This window comes from Paenibacillus sp. FSL M7-0896, assembly GCF_037975415.1.
In the GTDB taxonomy this organism is placed as follows: Bacteria; Bacillota; Bacilli; order Paenibacillales; family Paenibacillaceae; genus Paenibacillus_AQ; species Paenibacillus_AQ silagei.
The window spans coordinates 5617152-5636157 of the sequence record NZ_CP150250.1 but is presented as its reverse complement, the minus strand read 5'-3'; the positions used below and the strand labels follow the sequence as shown (position 1 = coordinate 5636157).

Here is a 19006-nt window from a genome sequence, read left to right as displayed (position 1 = left end):
AATGATAATTTTAGACATAAAGAATAATGTTGTAAAACGCAAATATTTTGTGAACTATATTAATATTTTCTATATATTGAGGAGGTATTCTATGTATTTTCCTGGGATAGAAGCGTTTTTAGCTATCGTACGGACTGGGAGTATAAGTAAAGCGGCCGATCTGCTGCATCTGTCACAAGCAACGGTAAGTTACCGCTTAAAGACATTAGAGCAAGGGATGGGCGGACTGTTAGTGGAGCGAAGAAAAGGGGCAGCCAAAATCAGCCTGACCCCAAAAGGGGAGAACTTTTTTAGTATTGCGGAAAGATGGGAGGCGCTCTGGAGGGAAACTCAAATTTTAAAGGCGAATGGTTCGCAGTTAAGTCTGGCCATAAGCGCTGCCGAAAGTATAAGCCACTTTGTCTTGCCTCCGGTATATAGAATGCTTAATCAGCATACTCCGTCCATCCGATTGCAGATTCGTACGCAGCATACTCAGGAGGCTTTTGATAGTATTGAGCGGCGTGAGATGGATGTGGCGTTTGTGGTACGGGAAATTGTGTCGCCTAGCGTTACTGTTCAACCGTTTTTCACTGAAGAAATGGTGCTGTTGCGCTTGGCTGTGCCAGGGCGGCAGGCTGGAGATACGGTGGAAATGGAAGAATTGGCGGCAGAGCATGAAGTCCTCGTCAATTGGAATCGGGAGTTTCAATTCAGACATGACCAGTGGTGGGACCCGCTGTGTCCGTCCCGTGTACATCTGGACTCAGCGGGACTCATCACTACTTTTTTGACGAATGCCAGACAATGGACGATTGTGCCCGCTTCGATTGGCGCCCATATGAAGGGGATGGGAGAATTTGTTCTTCAGAAGCTGGCGGTGTCAGTGCCCCCTAGAGTAGGCTATAAGGTAACTCATAAGTTTCCAAACCAGGCGTTACACGAGCCCCTTCAGATTCTTGATAGCTATCTGCGAGATACATTTGGAGTCCAATGACCTGGCCGCAGTGCTGTGCAATCATTGTATCCGCTTGGAAATCGGGTGGTCTGCGTTCATCTGCAGCAGGTCCCACAGGTTGCCGTACAAATCCTTGAATACCGCAACGATTCCATAAGCTTCTTCTTTGGGTTCTCTAACGAATTCAATCCCCCTGGAGACCATTTCATGATAATCTCGCCAGAAGTTATCGGTGTTCAGAAATAGGAATACTCGTCCGCCTGCCTGATTGCCGATAAAGAACTCCTGTTCAGGCTTCGACGCCCGGGCCAGCAGAAGGGTAGTGCCTGATGATCCGGGAGGGGAGACTACGACCCATCTTTTATCCTGCTCGGGCTGATAGAGATCTTCAACTAATGTGAAATTCAGCTTGTTGGTATAAAATTCTATAGCTTCATCATAATCCTTAACGACTAGAGCAATGTGCACAATGGACTGAAGCATCCCGGTCATCCTCTCATTCTAGGCAATGGTATAGCTCTTATTATTCTACTATAAATGGACCTAATCTACACCAGCTCGATTACCGCCATCTGATGATTCTCCAGGTAAGGAATCGTGAAGGTGATCCCGCCCCCGCTGCTGACGGTGAACGGCAGCTCTGTCATCGACGGGGCCAGATAGACCCGGTGTACGGGGTCAGAGGAGGGGAGGCGCAGGCTGACGGAAATGTCCCGCAGCGGCACAATATCCTCGATGACTTCGATCCGGCCTTTGAGGGCGGGAGCGGCGTAGAGCAGATGATGCACATAGCGCTGCTCTGCCTGCTGGTACTGCAGGGTCGTTATGCCCCGGGCCGGCAGATTCGTACGCAGTGACGGCTGAGGGAGCAGCCGCGACAGTGCATGCAGCACCATTTCCTTCAGAATAAGATGGCCGGCATCCGCATACTCGCTGAATACATCCCAGGCAATATAGATCCCGCTGCTGCTCTCCACCATCCCCGGCCCATTGTCTTCCTGTGCACCCGGCGTATGCTGGTGCGAGCAGAAGGTGAAGACATCGCGGTTGAAATAAGGATTCTCCAGATGACCGAGCGATTGTCCTTCCAAGAGTTCCACCAGCTGACCCTCGCCGTACATTACATAGGAGGCGGGCAGCAGGGCGCCGGGCGTGAAATGGGGCTTGAAGTAAGACGGCCGGTAAGGGTTGGCCCCCAGCCAGCTGATCCCCAGGTTCAGTGCAAAAGCATCGCCTTCCGGATTCAGGCCGGAACGTCCGGTGGCCAGCACCTTGCCGCCTCCGGCGGTAAAGGCCCCGATCGCGTCGGCCAGCTCCGGCCATACGGGCACCTCATCGGGCAGCACCAGCACTTTGTAGGCGGTGAAGTCGCTGAACGTATCTACGATGTCATACAGGTAATGGCCTTCTGTCAGTATGCGTACCGCACCGGCATCGGCCAGATTGCGTTCCCCCCTGCGTGCCTGTCCGCCGGGGCAGGCTTCACGTGCAGCCTCCAGGGACAGGACGGCAATATCTGCAACGGACGTAACCCCGCTGCACCACTCCTCCTTCGCCTCCACCTCGCTGTAGGCGGCGCCGATCAGGGCATAGGTCGCTTCATCCATCCAGCCGGAAGGGTGAAGCTGGTCGCCGATGGAGCATCGGGCGCCATGGGCGAGGCTGAGCGCGGCTTCGAACCGCAGCGCGTTCGGATGCTTATACCCGCCGAATTCGCCCCAGGAGGTATGGAATTTGCCGGTCATGCCGAGGAATTCCATGCCGAGCGTCTGGGCGTAGCGTGCTGACAGCGGGAAATGGTCATACCCCCAGCCTCCGGTAGGAAGCGACTCCAGCTCCAGATGGCTGTTGACCTGCACCAGATCGCGGCGTCCCCGCTGCTGATGGCCGTTGTTGTGATAGACCGGCAGGCCGGGCTTCACGGCATCAATCGTCTCCCGCACACGGCGGGCATAATTCAGGTAGGTCTGCTCGCCGAGGGCGATGACGGCTGCTTCGTCGCGGGGGTCCCGGCCGGCTGCCCGCAGGGCGGCGACGCAGTATTGACAGCGGCACTTGCGGACGCCGACAATGTCGAGGAAGATACCGTCTGCCTGGTACCGGGAGACGGCTTCATGAATCTGGGCCAGCAGGATGTCCAGGTAAGGCGTGTTCAGGCAGAACTCATGGTAGCCCGGGGTCATGAAGTCTTTTACCCAGCGTGTACGGTCCTCGGCATCGCGGATCAGCCACTCCGGATGACGGCGGGCCAGCTTCTCATCAAGACCGGCTGACAGATAGACCGGAGTCTTGACCCCGATTTCATGAGCGGCTTCAATCATCTCGCCCAGCAGGTCAAAGGAGAGGCCGGGATGAATCTCATTGGCGTCGCTGGGATGATAGGCCCAGCCGTGATGGCATTTGGAGAATACGGTGACCGAGTCTACGTGACCTGAGCGCAGCATGGACTGGAACTGGGATTTGAGAAGGCCTGCCCGATGCCGGGAATGGCTTCAGAAGTATGGAAATCAAGATGAACCTGACGGAAACGCATGGATACACAACCCCTTAGAGAATTGGATGAAAAGCGGATTCCCAGTCAATGTACCTCTTTTCCGCCGTGGCAGCCAGTGATAATATAGACTTTGAATAGCACAAAATCGACCTGAGACAAGGGGGGCTATGATGCTGTGCCTGGAATTTGCGATTCCCCCGCTGCCGCAGCTGGTTACGGTGGGACATGCGGTCTGGTCTCCGGGGGACCGGCATTTCGCCCGCACGTTCGGTGTGTACGATCTGCTGCTGGTCAAGCGGGGAACGCTCTATATGGCAGAGGAAGGCAAGGAATACGCAGTGGGTGCGGGACAACTGCTGGTGCTGGAGGCGGGAAGGCCGCATGACGGGTACCGGGCCTGTTCGGAGGATACGGAAATTTACTGGGTGCACTTCATCCATGAGCATAAGCCGGGATATATCCGGCGCGGGGAGATCCCCTGGTCTTCACTGCTGGCTAAGGGAACGGTGGAGGATGAGGAGCCGTCTGTGCAGCAGCGCCTGTATCTGCCCAAATTCGCCCCGGTTGATATAGAGGCATTGGAGCCGGTACTGCAGGAGATGAACGAGATTCACAGCCGGCTGAGCGCAGAGAATGCACTCCGGCTCCAGCTGCTGCTGGCCGGTCTGCTGGCAGCGCTGCAGGCGGAATGCCAGCGGACGGGCCAGCCGGAGCCGGCGGCCCGGCTGGCCCGGGCTGCCGCTGCTTATCTGGATGTCCACTGGAGACAGCCGTTTCATCTGGCCGGGCTTGCGGAGGAGCTGCATTTCCAGGCGGATTATATTACGAGGTGCATGAAGCAGCATATCGGCACGACGCCGCTGCAGTATGTGCTGCAGCGGCGCCTGGAGGAAGCGAAGAAGCTGCTTGGCGGTACGGTGCTGGACATTGCTGAAATTGCCGAACGGGTCGGTATTCAGGACCCGAACTATATGACACGCCTGTTCAGCATGAGGTTCGGTGTCACCCCCGGGGCCTACCGGCGGCGGCTGCGCATGCGGGATGAGGCCGCCGCCGATACGGAGGAAATCTAAGCGATGGCCGGGGATAAGGTCAGGAATTCTGGATTCGCTCGCGGTACTGGGTGGGGGTGCAGTTGAATACTTTGCGGAACTGGCGTGAGTAGTAATTCTGGTCATGGAAGCCGCTGTCCATCGCCACCTGGGAGACGCTCAGGCCGGGGCTGCGCAGCAGCGTGCAGGAATAATCCAGCCGCTTGCGGATTACATAATCCATCGGCGTGGTCTGGTAGTTGCGGGTGAACACTCTCAGGAACTGGCGGGTGGACATATAGGCCATATCCGCCATGGACTGCAGGGTGACCGGCTGCAGGAAATGCTCCTCGATATAGGTGACCGTCTCACCGATCCGCAGCGCCTTGTTATCCTCGTGGCCGCTGCTGTTCTGATAATAACGAGAGAGCATGCCTACCAAGGCGGTGAAATAGGTGCGGATCATCAGCCGGTATCCTTCAGGCTGACGGTCATGCTCTTCCAGAATGTCATCCAGCAGCCGCGTCGCCTCCCGGAGCTGCCCGGCTTCCAGGGAGAGCATGCCCTTGAAGTACATCTCCTTCCGGTAGAACGGCTCGATATAGAATAATGCCTGGAACCCCGGCAGCAGTCTGAGCTCGGACTGCTGGAGCAGCTGTTCAGGCTGGAACATCACATTGACGTATTCGATGCCTTCGACATTCTTGTAGCCATGGGAAACGTTGCTGTGGATCAGAAAAACCTGGCCGGCGGTAACCGGATACTCTCTCCCTTCAATGATATGCACGGCGTTTCCCGACAGAATGACGACCAGCTCGGAGAAGTCATGGCTGTGGACGTAGTAATCATGGGTCAGCGGGCACTTCTGGATTCTGAAGGTGAAGCCGGGCTCAAGTCCAATGTCCCGCGCTAGTATTTTGGTTGTCATGGCAATATTATGCTAAAGAAGGTCGGGATCGTCAAGGCGGAGAACGGCGGGCGGCGCTACCATTAGATTGCGGGCATATTTGCCTGGCTGGGGACAGCCGGGGGGACCTGCGTAATGGTCAGGAGGGAAAAGAATGCTTCATTTACTAAATCACAGCGTACTGAATCATAAAGAAAAACCAAGTACCGGAAATCTCCGGATACTGTTCCTCGGGGACAGCATTACGGCAGACGGCCGGTATATCAGCCTGGTCCGGGAAGGCTTAAGCAGGCACCGGCCGGAGCTGGCGGTGGAACTGCTTGCGTGCGGGGTTCCCAGCGAGACCGTCTCGGGACTCAGCGAAGCCGCGCATCCATTTCCGCGGCCCTGTGTCCATGACCGGCTGGCAGGCGAGCTGGCGGCGGCCAGTCCCGATGTGGCCGTTGCCTGTTACGGGATGAATGACGGGATCTATCATCCCTTCTCGGAAGCGCGCTTTGCAGCCTATCAGTCCGGGATGAAGCGTCTGAGCGCTCTTATCCGTGAAGCGGGAGCCGCTGCCGTGCTGCTGACACCGCCGCCGTTTCACGCCGCCTCGATGGACGGTCCGCTGCAGCCCGCAGAGGCGGCTGATTTCAGCTATCTCGCGCCTTACCGGGATTATGACCGTGTATTGGAGCGTTATGCGGACTGGCTGATCTCCGGCGGCTGTCCTGCAGACGGTGTCATCGACATACGTACACCGCTGCTGGAGCATATCCGGCATGAGCGGCTGCTTCATGACTCTTACCGCTACGGGGACGGTATCCACCCGGATCTGTCCGGTCACCGGATCATGGCGCAGGTGCTGCTGCGGGAGTTATTCCGCCAGGATCCGGACGGACTCCGGGAGCAGCCCTGTTCCTGAACCCCTGATTGACAAGCAAAATAGCGCGGGATTATAGTAGTGTCACCCTAAGAGCCGGGAGAGAGGACCATGAATATACTTCAGACAATCCGCTCGCGCAAATATTTACAGCGGATTCTGCTCAGCTTCATGCTTGTTGTCGCCACACTGGCGGCGGCCTCGCTGTTTGTGAACTCGGGTGCCCGCAGCAAGGTGCTTAGCCTGCAGAACGAGGCAGACCGCAAGCTGCTGACCCAGATTAATTACAACATAGAGAACATGAACGGCATCGTTAAGGATTTGGCCGTATCTCTATACAATGATGAGGAGCTGCTGGCCCTGAAGTCAGGTGCGGATTACAGGCAGAGCATTCTCAAGATCGAGCGCCTGAATCATACCGTGGCGGCTTCCCCTTATCTGCACGCTGCCGTGTTCTATAACGGCGCCCAGCACCGGTTCTTCTCGTCGCTGAATCATGAGATTGATAACCGCGTTCTGTACGATTCCCTGAAGGGTTACATGGGCTCCCGGGCGGATCTGCCCAAGCTGCAGCTGATTCCCCTGGACCTTGACGGAAAGGGCGGGGGCATAGACGTCTTTGCCTTCTTCCTGTATGACGGGGAGTCGCTGGGTTCAATCAATGACAACGTGCTGATATTGACGGTGAAGCCGGGGTGGATGCTGGATAATATGAAAGCGCTTAACCAGGTGGCCGAGCGGCAGAATGATGTCCTGTTCGTAACGGACAGCGAGGGTGAGGTGCTTATTTCTACGGACGGCCTGCTTCCTGCCGGGCTGAATATCAGGGGTGAGCTGCTGCCGCGGATCAGCGCCTCGGGCAAGCCGCTGAATTCCTTCAATTATACACATGAAGACAGGAAGTATAAGGTCACTTATCTGAGCAAAGCGCTGAACAACTGGCAGATTGTCAGCATGCAGGATTACGATGTTGTGCTGGGCAGCGTCCGGCAGATGAAATGGACGGAAATCGCGGTTACGCTGTCTGTTGTTCTGCTGGCCGTGCTGTTGTCCGTGTTCTTTGCGGTGCGGCTGTATAAGCCGGTCGGCCAGCTGCTGACGCTGGTGCCGCAGGAGGCGCACGGCACTCCGCAGGCGAAGGATGAGCTGTCGCTGATTGCGGCCAATGTGACCGAGATGATCAGCAAGCTGAAGGGGCTTGAGCTGGAGCGGGCCTCGCAGTCGAATATTGCCAAGCTCTATCAGCTGCGCAGCCTGATCGGGTCCAGCCACAGCATGGATGAGGCTGCCTTCAGGCAGCTCAGGGAGCAGCATGGCATTGACATCGCTTATCCGTCTCCGCTCCGTCTGGCGCTGGTGCAGATTGATAATCTGCAGGGGCTGGCCGCCGAACCGGGGCTGCCGATGGAGTCCCTGCTGTATTTCGCCATTGCTAACATCGGCCAGGAGCAGCTGCGGCTGGAAGGCACTTGTGAAGCGGCCGATATGAAGAGCGGTCATCTGGTCTTTATATTCGGCAGTACAGCAGAGAGCCTTGCACAGCTGGAGGAGCACTTCAGAGGGCTGCAGCAGACGATTGAAGGATATTACCATATTACCTTCACGGTTACGCTGAGCGAAGTGTTCACGGATTACCGCAGCATCACGGCGCATTACAATCTGGCCATCCGCCACTCCGGCTACCGGATGATCTACGGCAAGGGGGCAGTGCTTGAGCCGGGGATGCTCCGGGAGAATGAGGCAAATGAATCCCTTCGTATCCCGCAGGAGCTGGAACGGCAGCTGACGGAGGGACTGAAGGGCGGGGATCTGGCAGAGACGGAGCAGACGATCCGCAAATGGAGAGAGCTGCTGGGCAGCTTCAGCTACGAGAATATGTTCTCTGCGGTGCTTCATCTTGCGGTTACGCTAAGCAACACGCTTGGCGAGATGAACAGCCGCAACGTCAACCCGGTCTCGGTCAACCTGCAGGCCGTCAACCGCCGTATTCTGGAAAAGGAAACGCTGGATGAGATCGAGGCTGTGCTCCTGGAGGTGGTGCGTGAGGTCGCTGAGCAGCGGCGGAGCGGGCGCGAGGATAAGAACAAGCTGCTGGCGGAGACCGTGAAGGAAATTATTGATAAGCATTACGCCGATCCTGACCTTAATGTGCAGCGCATCGCCGACATGCTCAAGATGAGCTCCGTCTATCTGGGCCAGGTATTTAAGGCGCAGGAAGGAACGACGGTGGTTGATCAGATCAACGCAGCCCGCCTGGCCTACGCCAGAGAGTATCTGGAGCAGAAGGACCTGACCGTGACAGAGATTATGGAGAAGGTCGGGTTCGGGAATGAAAGCTATTTCTACCGCCTGTTCAAACGCCGCTACGGCACCACGCCGAAGGAATACCGCCTGAAATCGGCCATTGACCGCAGCAAATAAACCAAGCCAATAAACAGGGTTTTCAGCCTTAAGCCAGGCCCGCTAATGGACATTGTTCCTATAGCGGGCTTTTTGCTGCGCGATGCATGCCACGGCCCGGCCGGAGCAGGAATCTGGCAACAATACAGCCCGGATCTACAGCAATCTTGCAATTGTACAGTAACGCAGTGGCCTGGTTCTGCGCTATGTTAGTCGTGCAAAGCCTGGGACACAGGCAGACAGCTGCAGCTAAGGAAGGAAAGGAAGGGGCTTTGGTTATGTTGAATAAGGTTCCACTGGCGGAACAACAAGCAAGTCCGGGTGCGCCTGCGGCAACGCGCAAAAAGACCTGGATCGGAAGGGAGCTTCACCATTTCCGGAACAACCGGGAGCTGTTTCTGCTCTCGCTGCCGGGACTGCTGTACAAATTGATTTTTGCCTATATTCCAATGATCGGCCTGATTATCGCCTTCAAGAACTACAGGTACGATCTCGGGATCTTCGGCAGCAAGTGGGTGGGACTGGACAATTTCCGTTACTTATTCACTACGGATACGGCGTGGCGGATCACCCGTAATACGGTTCTATATAATACCGCGTACATTCTGGTGGGGACCTCGGCAGCGCTGCTGCTGGCGATTCTGATGAACGAAATCAAGGCGAAATGGAGCAAGTTCTACCAGACGGCCCTGTTTCTGCCGCATTTCCTGTCCTGGGTGCTTGTAGGTTATGTGGCGTACGCCTTCCTGAACCATTCGGACGGATTTATCAACCGCACCCTCGAATCCTTCGGGCTGAACCCGGTGAGCTGGTACCAGGATGCCGGGCCGTGGCCGGTGATACTTATTCTGGTCCAGCTATGGAAGGTTGTGGGGTTCAACACGCTGATTTATTTTGCCGGCATTATCGGCATTAACAGCGAATATTACGAGGCGGCGCGGATCGACGGGGCGACCAAGCGGCAGATGGCCTTCAAAATCACGATTCCCCTGATGGCCCCGATCATCATCATTATGCTGATCCTGTCTATTGGCAACATGTTCCGCGGAGACTTCGGCCTGCATTATTTCATCCCGAACAATTCGGGCTTTCTCTACGGCTCTACCGACATCATTGATACCTATGTGTACCGCGCGCTGCGCGAAGTCGGCAATGTAAGCATGTCTGCGGCTACAGGCTTCTACCAGTCGGTGGTCGGTCTGGTGCTGGTGCTGACGGCCAACGGAATTGTGCGCAAGGTTGATCCCGATAATTCCCTGTGGTAAGGAGGTGCCCTGAGCATGGGCAAAACATTCGAATTTTCCAAGCTGTTCATTAATCTGCTGTTTACGGTGCTGTCGCTGGTGGTCATTCTGCCGTTTGTGCTGGTCATCGCAGTCTCGCTGACGGATGAAAAGTCGCTGACTGCAAACGGGTACCAGTTCATCCCCGAGTCCTTCAGTCTGGATGCCTACCGCTATCTGCTGGACGCGCCTGACATCCTGCTCCGGGCCTATGGCGTGACCTTCACGATAACCATCATCGGCGCGCTGACCGGGCTGCTGCTGACCGCGATGACGGCATACGTGATTTCAAGGCAGGATTACCGGTATAACCGGGCGACGACCTTTTATGTATTTTTCACCATGCTGTTCAGCGGGGGGCTCGTTCCTTCCTACATTCTGATTACGCAATATCTGCATCTGAAGGACAGCCTGCTTGCGCTGATTCTGCCCATTCTGCTGTCGCCGTTCAATATTATGGTCATGAAGGGCTTCATGTCCAAGATCCCGCTGGAGATCATCGAATCGGCCAAAATCGACGGCGCACGGGAATTCCGTATTTTCTTCCGGATCATCCTGCCGCTCTCAACGCCTGCGCTGGCTACTCTGGGCCTGCTGATTTCCTTCACCTACTGGAACGAATGGTTTAACGCGATGCTCTACATTGATGATCCGAACAAGGTGCCGCTGCAGCTTCTGCTGGTGCGGACGCTCAACAGCATCGAGTTTCTCACGACGAACTCTGAATTTACCGGGCAGCTTGGCATTGATCTGAGCAGCTTCCCCAACAGCTCCGCGCGGATGGCGATTGCCGTACTGGCCGGCGGACCGATGCTGGTCATCTTCCCGTTCTTTCAGCGGTTTTTCGTCAAAGGGCTTACGGTTGGCTCCCTAAAGGGTTAACATACAATTACATGTACTAAGTACAGGAGGTCACTTACATGAAAAAAGGGCTGGTTGGCGTATTGGCATCTGTAATGCTGGCTGCATCCGTGCTGTCAGGCTGCGGGGGCAACAATAACGGCGGCAACGGTAATGCCGCTAAAGGGACGGAAGGAAGCGGAGCGGAGGCAACGCAAAGTGCGGCTGCGGAAGGCGGGAAGGATGGCGAGCTGAAGCCGGTCGAGCTGACCTGGTATTATCCGCTGTCCCAGCTTCAGGCAGACCAGGATAAGGTGCAGGAGGAAGTCAACAAGATTACGAAGGCGAAGATCAATGCCACCGTCAAGCTGATGCCTGTAGCGATCGGGGATTATGTGCAGAAGATGAACACGGTGCTTGCAGCAGGCGAGAAGTTCGACATTCTCTGGACCGGCTACATGCTGAAGCCGGAAGAGCTGGTGCGCAAGGGTGCGATTCAGCCGATGGATAAGCTGCTGGAGGAATACGCGCCGGAGCTGAAGGCGGAGGTGCCGCAGGTGATGTGGGACGGCCTCTCGGTGGACGGGGAGATTTACGGTATCCCGAACCAGCAGATCAACGGCTCCCGTTACGGATTTATCATCCAGAAGCGTTTTGCCGACAAGTATAATCTTGATACCGCTTCCATCAAAAAAATAGAAGACATTGAGCCGTTCCTGGCCCAGATTAAGCAGAACGAGCCGGATATCATTCCGTTTGGCGTATTCGGCACTTCCTTCATCAATCCGCAGTCGCATGACGACAAGTACTGGGTAGTTCCCGGTCTGGATGACCATTTCTATATCAAAACCGATGATCCTACGTATACGCTCCAGCGCTATCCGGAAGAAGAGCTGGACAATTTCCGGCTGGCCAGCAAATGGTATAAGGAGGGCTATATTTACAAGGATGCCGCTACCGAAAAAGCGAATGATTACCTCGCCAAAGGCCAAATTGCCGTCGATTTCAACGTGACGCTGAAGCCGGGCGTGGAAGCGGAGGTCAAGGCCAAAAACGGCGGTAACGATGTCATTACGGTTCCGCTCAGCGACTGGTTCTCCAACGGCTATTCGGCGACCACCAACCAGTCGATCAGCCGTACTGCCCCTAATCCGGAGCGTGCCATGATGCTGCTGAATCTGGTCAATACCGACAAGGAGCTGTACAATCTGCTCTGCAACGGCATTGCCGGAGAACACTATGACAAGTTGGACGGGGAGTACATCAAGGCCAAAGCGGACTCCCGTTATCTGCCGAATATGGACTGGGTGTTCGGCAGCGTATTCAACTCTTATCTAAAGGAAGGACAGCCGGAGAATGTCTGGGAGGAGACCAAGAAGATCAACTCGAGTTCCGAGGTTAATCCTGTAGGTGCCTTCAAATTCAATTCCGAGCCGGTGAATACGGAGATTGCCAACCTGAACGCCGTGTGGGGAGAATACAAACGCGGACTCGTGACCGGAACGCTTGATTTCGAAGAAACCTGGCCTGCGCTGTACGGCAAGCTGAAGGAAGCGGGCGAAGAGAAATACGTGGCTGAAGTCACCAAACAATTTGAACAATTCCTTAAGGATAAAGGTCTGAAGAAGTAAGCCCCTACATCCCACGTTGAAAGGAAGAGGAGCCTTGGTGAAAAAACGTTTGCTTGCGGCACTTGCGGCCAGTCTGCTGTTCACGCTCAATCCCTCTACTCCGTTTGCGTCCCCTGTACATGCGGAGGAGGTGTTGTCCGGGACCGCATTTTATGTGGCTAATAATGGAAGCGATTCCAATGCCGGGACGCTGAATGCCCCATTTCTGACGCTTGAGAAAGCACGCGATACGATCCGGACGCTCAAAGCGGAGGAAGGACTGCCGGAAGGCGGCGTTACGGTGTATCTGCGTGAAGGCAGGTATGAACGGACGTCTAGCTTCGAGCTGCGGGAGCAGGATTCGGGCGAGGCCGGCAAGCCGGTCACGTACACGGCCTATCCGGGGGAGTCGGTTACGCTGTCAGGCTCCCGCCAGCTGGCCAAATCGGCATTCGTTCCGGTCACGGATCCGGCCATTCTCAGCCGGATCATCAGCCCGGAGGCGAGAACGAAGGTGCTGGCCGCAGATCTGGGAGCACTGGGCATCACCGATTACGGCCAGCTCAGCCGCCACGGCTATTATCTGGCCAATGATCTCAGCGAGGTGCCGCCGATGGAGCTGTATGTGGCCGGGCAGGGCATGACCCTGGCCCGCTGGCCCAATGAGAGCACCGTCCAGATGGATGAAATCCTTGATCCCGGTCCGACCCGGAAGGACCCGAACGGGGAAGTGCATACGCGCGGGGGCACCTTCACCTATACGTATGACCGGCCCCAGTACTGGACGCAGGCAGACGATATCTGGCTGGACGGGATTTTCGGCTACAGCTGGGAATGGTCGTACAATAAGATTGCTTCCATCGATACGGCCGCTAAGAGCATCACCCTCCGCTACGGGGAGATGAGCGGCATCTTCAAGAACTGGTATCCTGACTTCCACTTCGCGCAGAATCTGCTGGAGGAAATCGATATGCCCGGCGAATATTATATCGACCGCCCGGCCGGCAAGCTGTATTTCCTGCCGAACGCCGAGTTCGCTGCTGCGAATCCCGATATTGAAGTCACAATGCTGAAGAGTCCGATGATTAACGCACTGAATGCTTCGTACATCGACTTCTCCGAGCTTATTCTGGAGAACGGCCGTGATTCGGCAGCCGTATTCATGGGCGGCAGTCATATGCGTATCCTGAACAGCGAGATCCGTAACTTCACCAACAGCGGGGTGCTGGTCAATACGCAGAGCCGGTTCTACTACAACAATTTTGAAGGGGCGCCGGGTACGGACCATGCCATTATCAGCAGCCATATCCATCATATCGGCGGCACTGCCGTCACGCTGACAGGAGGGAACAAGACAACGCTTGCGCCCGGGAACAATGTGGTGGAGAATTCGCATATCCACGATTTTGCCTACTACCACAAAGCCTATAATCCCGGTGTATTGCTGTCCGGCGTCGGTAACCGCATGTCGAACAATGAGCTGCATGACGCGCCCCATCCCGGTGTGCTGATCTTCGGCAATGACCATACCGTGGAGTATAACGAGATCTATGACGTATGCACCACCTTCTCGGATCTCGGCGCGATCTATATGAATGCGGGGGAGCAGCCCCATGAGCGTGGGACGGTCATCCGGCGCAATTATTTCCATAACATCGGCGAGAGCAAAGCCGGAGTAGAAGGGGTATACCCTGACAACTTCACGATGGGACTGACCATTGACGAGAATATTTTCTACAAGATGGGCAATTCGGCCATTAAAAATAACGGCGGATCCCATATCCTGACCCGCAACAATATCTTCATCGACAGCAAGATTCCTTATGATTATGCGGATATGTTCCTGGGCGACGAGCCGGATGATCAGGTGCCGCTCAACTACATGCCGAAGTGGCAGGCGCTGTTCGCGGCGAACAATAATTTCACCGGCACCCCTTATATGACCAAGTATCCCGAGCTGGCGGATTTCTTCACGGAGAACCGGTATTATCCCGACACCAATACGTTCCAGGGGAATGTCGTCTACAACCCGTCGGTTCCACGCAGCGTAACGACCAATGTGTACGGGGCCTACGACAAGTTCGGACTGGTCCAGTATGCGAATAACTGGGTGACTGCCGCAGATCCCGGCTTCACCGACCTGGCGGGAGGCGATCTGTCGCTGCGTCCGGATGCGGATGTCTTTGGTGCCATTCCCGGCTTCCCTGACATTCCGTTTAACGATATCGGCGTTGACGGCAAGGCGGGCACGACAACCGGTCCGGACAGCTATCCCGTGCAGGGAGTTGCCGTCTATGACAATGAAATAACCGTGGACCGCTGGAAAACGTTGAAGCTGCGCACGGCGGTGCTTCCGTGGAATGCGGATCATCCCGCCCTGACCTTCACTTCGGCTGATCCCGCCATCGCGGCAGTGGACGGCGCAGGTAATGTTACCGGCCAGTCGGTCGGCAGCACGGTCATTACGGTAGCCTCGGCAGAGAATCCGCTGCTGACCGCCACGGTCACGGTTCATGTGGAGGCCGGCGACGGCGTGATGGATTTCACGGACTTTGAATCCGGTGCGAACGGCTGGCTGCAGGATGCCAACCGCAGCATTGAGAAGATTGGCACGAACCGCTGGTACAAGGTACTGAACGGGGCCTCATCGCTCAGTGCCAAGACCTTCTCCGAATATGAGCTGAGCTTCAGGCTGAAGACGCCGGAGGTGATGGGGAATAATGCGACCCTGTATATCTTTGACCGTCAGGCCGGGAGCGGCTCCAGCCGGATCGGCTACAAGACCCGGGCGGACGGCAGCTCTGCGTGGCTGCTGTACAATTCGGCCTGGACGGTGCTGAAGGAAGTCAAGCTGCCGGGGCATGACCTGCAGCCGGATACGGAATACAGCGTCAAAATGCTTGTGAAGGGCGGCGATATCAGCGTCTATCTGGACGGAGCCTTCCGCTTGAAGGGCACTGATCCGGGACACAATGCAGAGGGCAAAGTCGGCTTCTACGTCAGCAATGTCAGCCAGATGCACTTCGATGACATTCAGTTCAAGGCTCTGACGACTACGCTGGCCGGGATTATTCCGGCGGAGAGCGCGGTGCGTCTGGCCGCAGGGGAGCAGCGGCCGTTGCAGGTGGCCTTCGATCCTGCAGATACGCCGGACACAGGCGTGACTTGGCAGTCGGCCAACCCGGCGGTCGCTACGGTGGACAATACGGGCGTTGTGCATGCCGTATACGAGGGGCAGACGGTCATCTCGGCGGTGTCTACGGTGAATCCGCTCATCAAGGCGGATATTACCGTCACCGTCTCTAATATTATGCATGAGACGGACTTCGAGAACGGGGGCAACGGCTGGCCGGTGGACCCTAACCGCAGCATCGCCGCTGATCCGGACGGCAACCGCCGCTATAAGCTGCTGAACGGCGCGTCAGGCCTGCTGGACCGCAGCTTCACGGATTATCAGCTGGAGTTCAAGCTGAAGACGCCGTCCGTGATGCCGGATAACGGCATCCTGTACATCTTCCACCGCCAGGACAGCCCCGGCTCCACCCGGATCGGCTACCGGACCCGGGCAGACGGATCTTCCTCCTGGATCCTGTATGATACAGCGTGGCAGAAGCTTACCGAGAGTGTACTGCCGGGGCATGACCTGCTGCCGGATACGGAATATGATGTGAAGGTAACGGTGAGAGGCGGAGATATCGCCGTATCTGTGAATGGTTCGCCAAGGCTCTCCGGCAGCGATCCGAACCACCGCCCGTCCGGCAAGGTCGGCTTCTATACCAGCGGCTTCGCTTATATGCTGTTCGACGATATCACCTTCTCGGTTCTGCCGTAACGGAGGGCGGGCGCTGCTTGCGCAGAATCCGAACGGGTGCAGTTAGAATAGACCACGGGTCCAGCTGGAATAGACCATGGATACGGCAAGAAGCCGCTCCCTTACGGGGCGGCTTCTTTGGCTTGCGCGGCCGTCTATCCGGCCAACGCCGACCGGATCTGCCTCGTGTAGAACAGGCGGACAATGAAGAAGTAGATTACCTGAATGACGAAGAACAGGCCCAGCACAAGCAGGGACTCCCTGAATATGGAGTACTGGAACATATGCGACAACGCTGTAAGGGCAACGGCTCCATGGATAAGGGCGACCACGATCGGCGCGAAGAAGAGCAGGCTGAGCTGGCGGTTCAATATCCGGCGAAGCTCTTTGTCACTCAGCCCCAGCTTGGAGATGGCCCTGAACTTCTGTTTGTCCTCATCCAGATCGCTGTACAGCCGGAAATAGAGAAAGCTGCCGGCAGAGACAAAAAATACGATCCCGACAAAAAAACCGATGAACATCACGGGGCCAAAGCCGTCATTCGTCTTGGAGGTTAAATACTCGAGTGCATAGAAAGTATACTGCTCATCATAGGGAAGCTCATTCGTCAGCTTTGCGCCTGCCTTCTCTGCACCCGGCTGTCCAATCGCTCCGTGCCATGCATAATACCGGCTCACTTTGAGCGGCTGTCCAAGCTTGCCGATCCATTCATCGGGGACGACGTAATAACCGCTGACTCCCCGCACCGCCCAAGATACGATAGCCTGGTCCGCCTCGATGACGATTCCTGACTGCAGCTCGACTGGCTGGTTGAGCATTTCTTCTCCCTCGCGGGACAGGCCGAAATCTACAACGGCTGCTTTCCCTGCGGTAAGCCGGATGGGATTTAGCCCCAGCAGTTCGGCTACATGGTTATATTCGGATTGCTTCACCAGAACCAGTGTCCGGCTGCCATCCGTAGCCTTATAATCGTTAAGCTTCAGACTCATTTTTTCGGCAGCAATCCCGGCTCTGCCCAGGCTCTCGTCAATCAGCTGTATATGGGCCTGTGCCTTGCTGTCTCCATCCAAGGACTGATAGGTGAACAGATAGGGATTCTTCTGCGTCAGCGCTCCGTTGATCATCGACTGGAAGCCATATAAAGCTCCTATTGCGCTGAAGGACACAGTAGAGATGATCGCGACCAGGAAAAAGGAACGCGCGTTGTCCTTCATCCGGTAGGCCAGATCAGAGAGCAGCAGCATATTGGTTCTGCGCCAGAATAGCTGCTCACGCGCCTTCAGCTTACGGATCAGGTACACACTGAGCTGTGTGAACAGCAGATAGGTTCCGATTGACACCATAATGACCACCGGCGCGAGCAGCAGCACCACACTCAGACCGCTCGCCCGAAGAGACAGGAAGTAGCTGATTCCCAGCAGTGTTACCACCAGCAACGACAGCAGAAGCGAGGCCTTCGGCTCCGGCTTGGGCTGACGGTTTGAATGGATGAGCGTAATTAGCTTGCCGCTGCGCAGCACCGTAGAGATGAACAGGGAGATCAGGACGAACAGCAGCAGGAAGGAGATCAGCGTCAGTACTATCGCCTTGAAGGGGAAATAGAATTGCAGCGGCTCATTCAGCGCAAGCACATTCTCCCCGGCAAGCAGAATCCCCTTGGCAAAAATAACGCCGAGTCCGATGCCGCTGAGCGTGGCGCCTGACCCGACGATCATATTCTCCAGAAAGATCATCCGCCGGAGCTGCCGGACCGTCATGCCATGCATCATCATCAGCCCGAATTCCCGTTTCCGTGATTGCAGAAATGCACTCATGGAATAGAGCACGAAGAAGAAAGAGAACACATAGATCACCCATTTGGAGACCGAGAGCGCAAGAGCCGCACTGGATTGAATATTGTCCCCGCTCAGCACCGGATGGTAGGCAAAGATGGAAAAGGTAAAGAAGACCATCACGGTAAACATACTGCTGAGAAAATAGGCGGTGTATAGCCTCGTGTTCCGGGTGACATTACGGAATGCGAACTGGCGGAATGTCATGGCTATATCCCCCTAACAGCGAAAGTGTGTCGATGATTTTCTGGAAAAAGCTCTGGCGGTTATCCCCGCAGTGAATCTCCGTATAGAATCTGCCATCCTTAATGAAGACGACCCGGTGACAATAGCTGGCGGCTACAGCATCATGGGTAACAAGCATCATCGTCGTGGACTGCTCACGGTTGAGCGTTTCCAGCAGATCCATCACATCCCTGGCGGCTTTGGAATCGAGATTGCCGGTAGGCTCATCCGCCAGCAGCAGCTTCGGAGAATGAATCATGGCTCTGGCGATTGCTGTCCGCTGGGCCTGTCCGCCGGAGATCTCATAGGTGCGTTTTTTCATAATGGCGCTGATCCCCAGCTTACCGGCAATCTCCCGGGCCTTATGCTTCATTTCACTGACCCGGGTTCCATCCAGTGTCAGCGGAAGCACGATATTCTCCTCCACAGTCAGGGTGTTCAGCAGGTTGAAATCCTGAAACACAAACCCCAGCTCCCGGCGGCGGAAGACCGCCAGCTCATTTTTGTCCAGCTTGCCCGTATCCTTGTTATCAATCCTAATGCTTCCGGTAGTCGGAACGTCCATTGTGGCAATCAGATTCAGCAGAGTGGTTTTTCCGCTGCCCGAGGGTCCCATTATCCCCACGAATTCTCCGGCTGCAATGGTTAAATCAATGTCGGTCAAGGCCCGGTAGGCGACGTTTCCTTCATAGATTTTACTGACCTTTTTTACCTCCAGCATATGGCTGTACTCCCCCTCTATGTGTGCAACACACTTGTTCTGTAACCAAT

The 19006-nt window shown here is 55.8% G+C and carries 12 protein-coding genes and 1 pseudogene; 8 read left to right on the top strand and 5 right to left on the bottom strand.

Features of this window, described 5'->3' with window-relative positions; all coding sequences use genetic code 11:
• Positions 1–49: 49 nt before the first annotated feature.
• Positions 50–976: a LysR family transcriptional regulator gene (locus tag MKY12_RS24235; RefSeq protein ID WP_339311268.1), complete on the top strand. Its 927-nt coding sequence runs from the start codon at positions 50–52 to the stop codon at positions 974–976.
• Positions 977–997: 21 nt separating this feature from the next.
• On the opposite strand, the gene MKY12_RS24230 is transcribed toward MKY12_RS24235, so the two are convergent.
• Together MKY12_RS24230 and MKY12_RS24225 are read right to left on the bottom strand one after the other, a co-directional pair.
• A complete protein-coding gene (locus MKY12_RS24230; RefSeq protein WP_339311266.1) occupies positions 998–1420 on the bottom strand; it encodes a VOC family protein in 423 nt (140 codons plus the stop codon).
• A 65-nt stretch (positions 1421–1485) separates the two neighbouring features.
• Positions 1486–3470: pseudogene (locus MKY12_RS24225) on the bottom strand (alpha-amylase family protein).
• Positions 3471–3601: 131 nt separating this feature from the next.
• Here MKY12_RS24225 and MKY12_RS24220 point away from each other — a divergent pair.
• Positions 3602–4504, top strand: a complete 903-nt coding sequence (locus MKY12_RS24220) for an AraC family transcriptional regulator (RefSeq protein WP_339311264.1) — start codon at positions 3602–3604, stop codon at positions 4502–4504.
• Positions 4505–4523: 19 nt separating this feature from the next.
• On the opposite strand, the gene MKY12_RS24215 is transcribed toward MKY12_RS24220, so the two are convergent.
• Positions 4524–5390: an AraC family transcriptional regulator gene (locus tag MKY12_RS24215; protein ID WP_339311262.1), complete on the bottom strand. Its 867-nt coding sequence runs from the start codon at positions 5388–5390 to the stop codon at positions 4524–4526.
• Between the two features lie 133 nt (positions 5391–5523).
• Between MKY12_RS24215 and MKY12_RS24210 the strand changes: the two genes are divergently transcribed.
• The 6 genes from MKY12_RS24210 (at position 5524) to MKY12_RS24185 (ending at position 16199) form a co-directional block, all read left to right on the top strand.
• Positions 5524–6276: a GDSL-type esterase/lipase family protein gene (locus MKY12_RS24210; RefSeq protein WP_339311260.1), complete on the top strand. Its 753-nt coding sequence runs from the start codon at positions 5524–5526 to the stop codon at positions 6274–6276.
• 69 nt (positions 6277–6345) lie between these two features.
• Complete coding sequence (locus MKY12_RS24205; protein WP_339311259.1) at positions 6346–8655, top strand: helix-turn-helix domain-containing protein; 2310 nt, start codon at positions 6346–6348, stop codon at positions 8653–8655.
• Between the two features lie 257 nt (positions 8656–8912).
• Positions 8913–9899: an ABC transporter permease subunit gene (locus tag MKY12_RS24200; protein ID WP_051478672.1), complete on the top strand. Its 987-nt coding sequence runs from the start codon at positions 8913–8915 to the stop codon at positions 9897–9899.
• Between the two features lie 15 nt (positions 9900–9914).
• Positions 9915–10799, top strand: a complete 885-nt coding sequence (locus tag MKY12_RS24195) for a carbohydrate ABC transporter permease (protein WP_036732429.1) — start codon at positions 9915–9917, stop codon at positions 10797–10799.
• A 38-nt stretch (positions 10800–10837) separates the two neighbouring features.
• Complete coding sequence (locus MKY12_RS24190; RefSeq protein ID WP_339311257.1) at positions 10838–12388, top strand: ABC transporter substrate-binding protein; 1551 nt, start codon at positions 10838–10840, stop codon at positions 12386–12388.
• 37 nt (positions 12389–12425) lie between these two features.
• Positions 12426–16199 (top strand): Ig-like domain-containing protein, encoded by a 3774-nt coding sequence (locus tag MKY12_RS24185; RefSeq protein WP_339311255.1) that lies wholly within the window; start codon positions 12426–12428, stop codon positions 16197–16199.
• A 134-nt stretch (positions 16200–16333) separates the two neighbouring features.
• Here MKY12_RS24185 and MKY12_RS24180 read toward each other — a convergent pair whose 3' ends face one another.
• Both MKY12_RS24180 and MKY12_RS24175 read right to left on the bottom strand, forming a co-directional pair.
• On the bottom strand, positions 16334–18217 hold the full coding sequence (locus tag MKY12_RS24180) for an ABC transporter permease (protein ID WP_339311254.1): 1884 nt from the start codon (positions 18215–18217) through the stop codon (positions 16334–16336).
• Entirely contained in the window at positions 18189–18956 is a 768-nt protein-coding gene (locus MKY12_RS24175; RefSeq protein WP_339311252.1) for an ABC transporter ATP-binding protein, read from the bottom strand. Before MKY12_RS24175 ends, MKY12_RS24180 begins: the two co-directional genes overlap by 29 nt.
• Positions 18957–19006: the final 50 nt, after the last annotated feature.

Coding starts and splice junctions, on each gene's coding strand:
- MKY12_RS24230 (WP_339311266.1), bottom strand. CDS start 1,420: ATGCTTCAGTCCATTGTGCACATTGCTCTAGTCGTTAAGGATTATGAT.
- MKY12_RS24220 (WP_339311264.1), top strand. CDS start 3,602: ATGCTGTGCCTGGAATTTGCGATTCCCCCGCTGCCGCAGCTGGTTACG.
- MKY12_RS24215 (WP_339311262.1), bottom strand. CDS start 5,390: ATGACAACCAAAATACTAGCGCGGGACATTGGACTTGAGCCCGGCTTC.
- MKY12_RS24210 (WP_339311260.1), top strand. CDS start 5,524: ATGCTTCATTTACTAAATCACAGCGTACTGAATCATAAAGAAAAACCA.
- MKY12_RS24205 (WP_339311259.1), top strand. CDS start 6,346: ATGAATATACTTCAGACAATCCGCTCGCGCAAATATTTACAGCGGATT.
- MKY12_RS24200 (WP_051478672.1), top strand. CDS start 8,913: ATGTTGAATAAGGTTCCACTGGCGGAACAACAAGCAAGTCCGGGTGCG.
- MKY12_RS24195 (WP_036732429.1), top strand. CDS start 9,915: ATGGGCAAAACATTCGAATTTTCCAAGCTGTTCATTAATCTGCTGTTT.
- MKY12_RS24190 (WP_339311257.1), top strand. CDS start 10,838: ATGAAAAAAGGGCTGGTTGGCGTATTGGCATCTGTAATGCTGGCTGCA.
- MKY12_RS24180 (WP_339311254.1), bottom strand. CDS start 18,217: ATGACATTCCGCCAGTTCGCATTCCGTAATGTCACCCGGAACACGAGG.
- MKY12_RS24175 (WP_339311252.1), bottom strand. CDS start 18,956: ATGCTGGAGGTAAAAAAGGTCAGTAAAATCTATGAAGGAAACGTCGCC.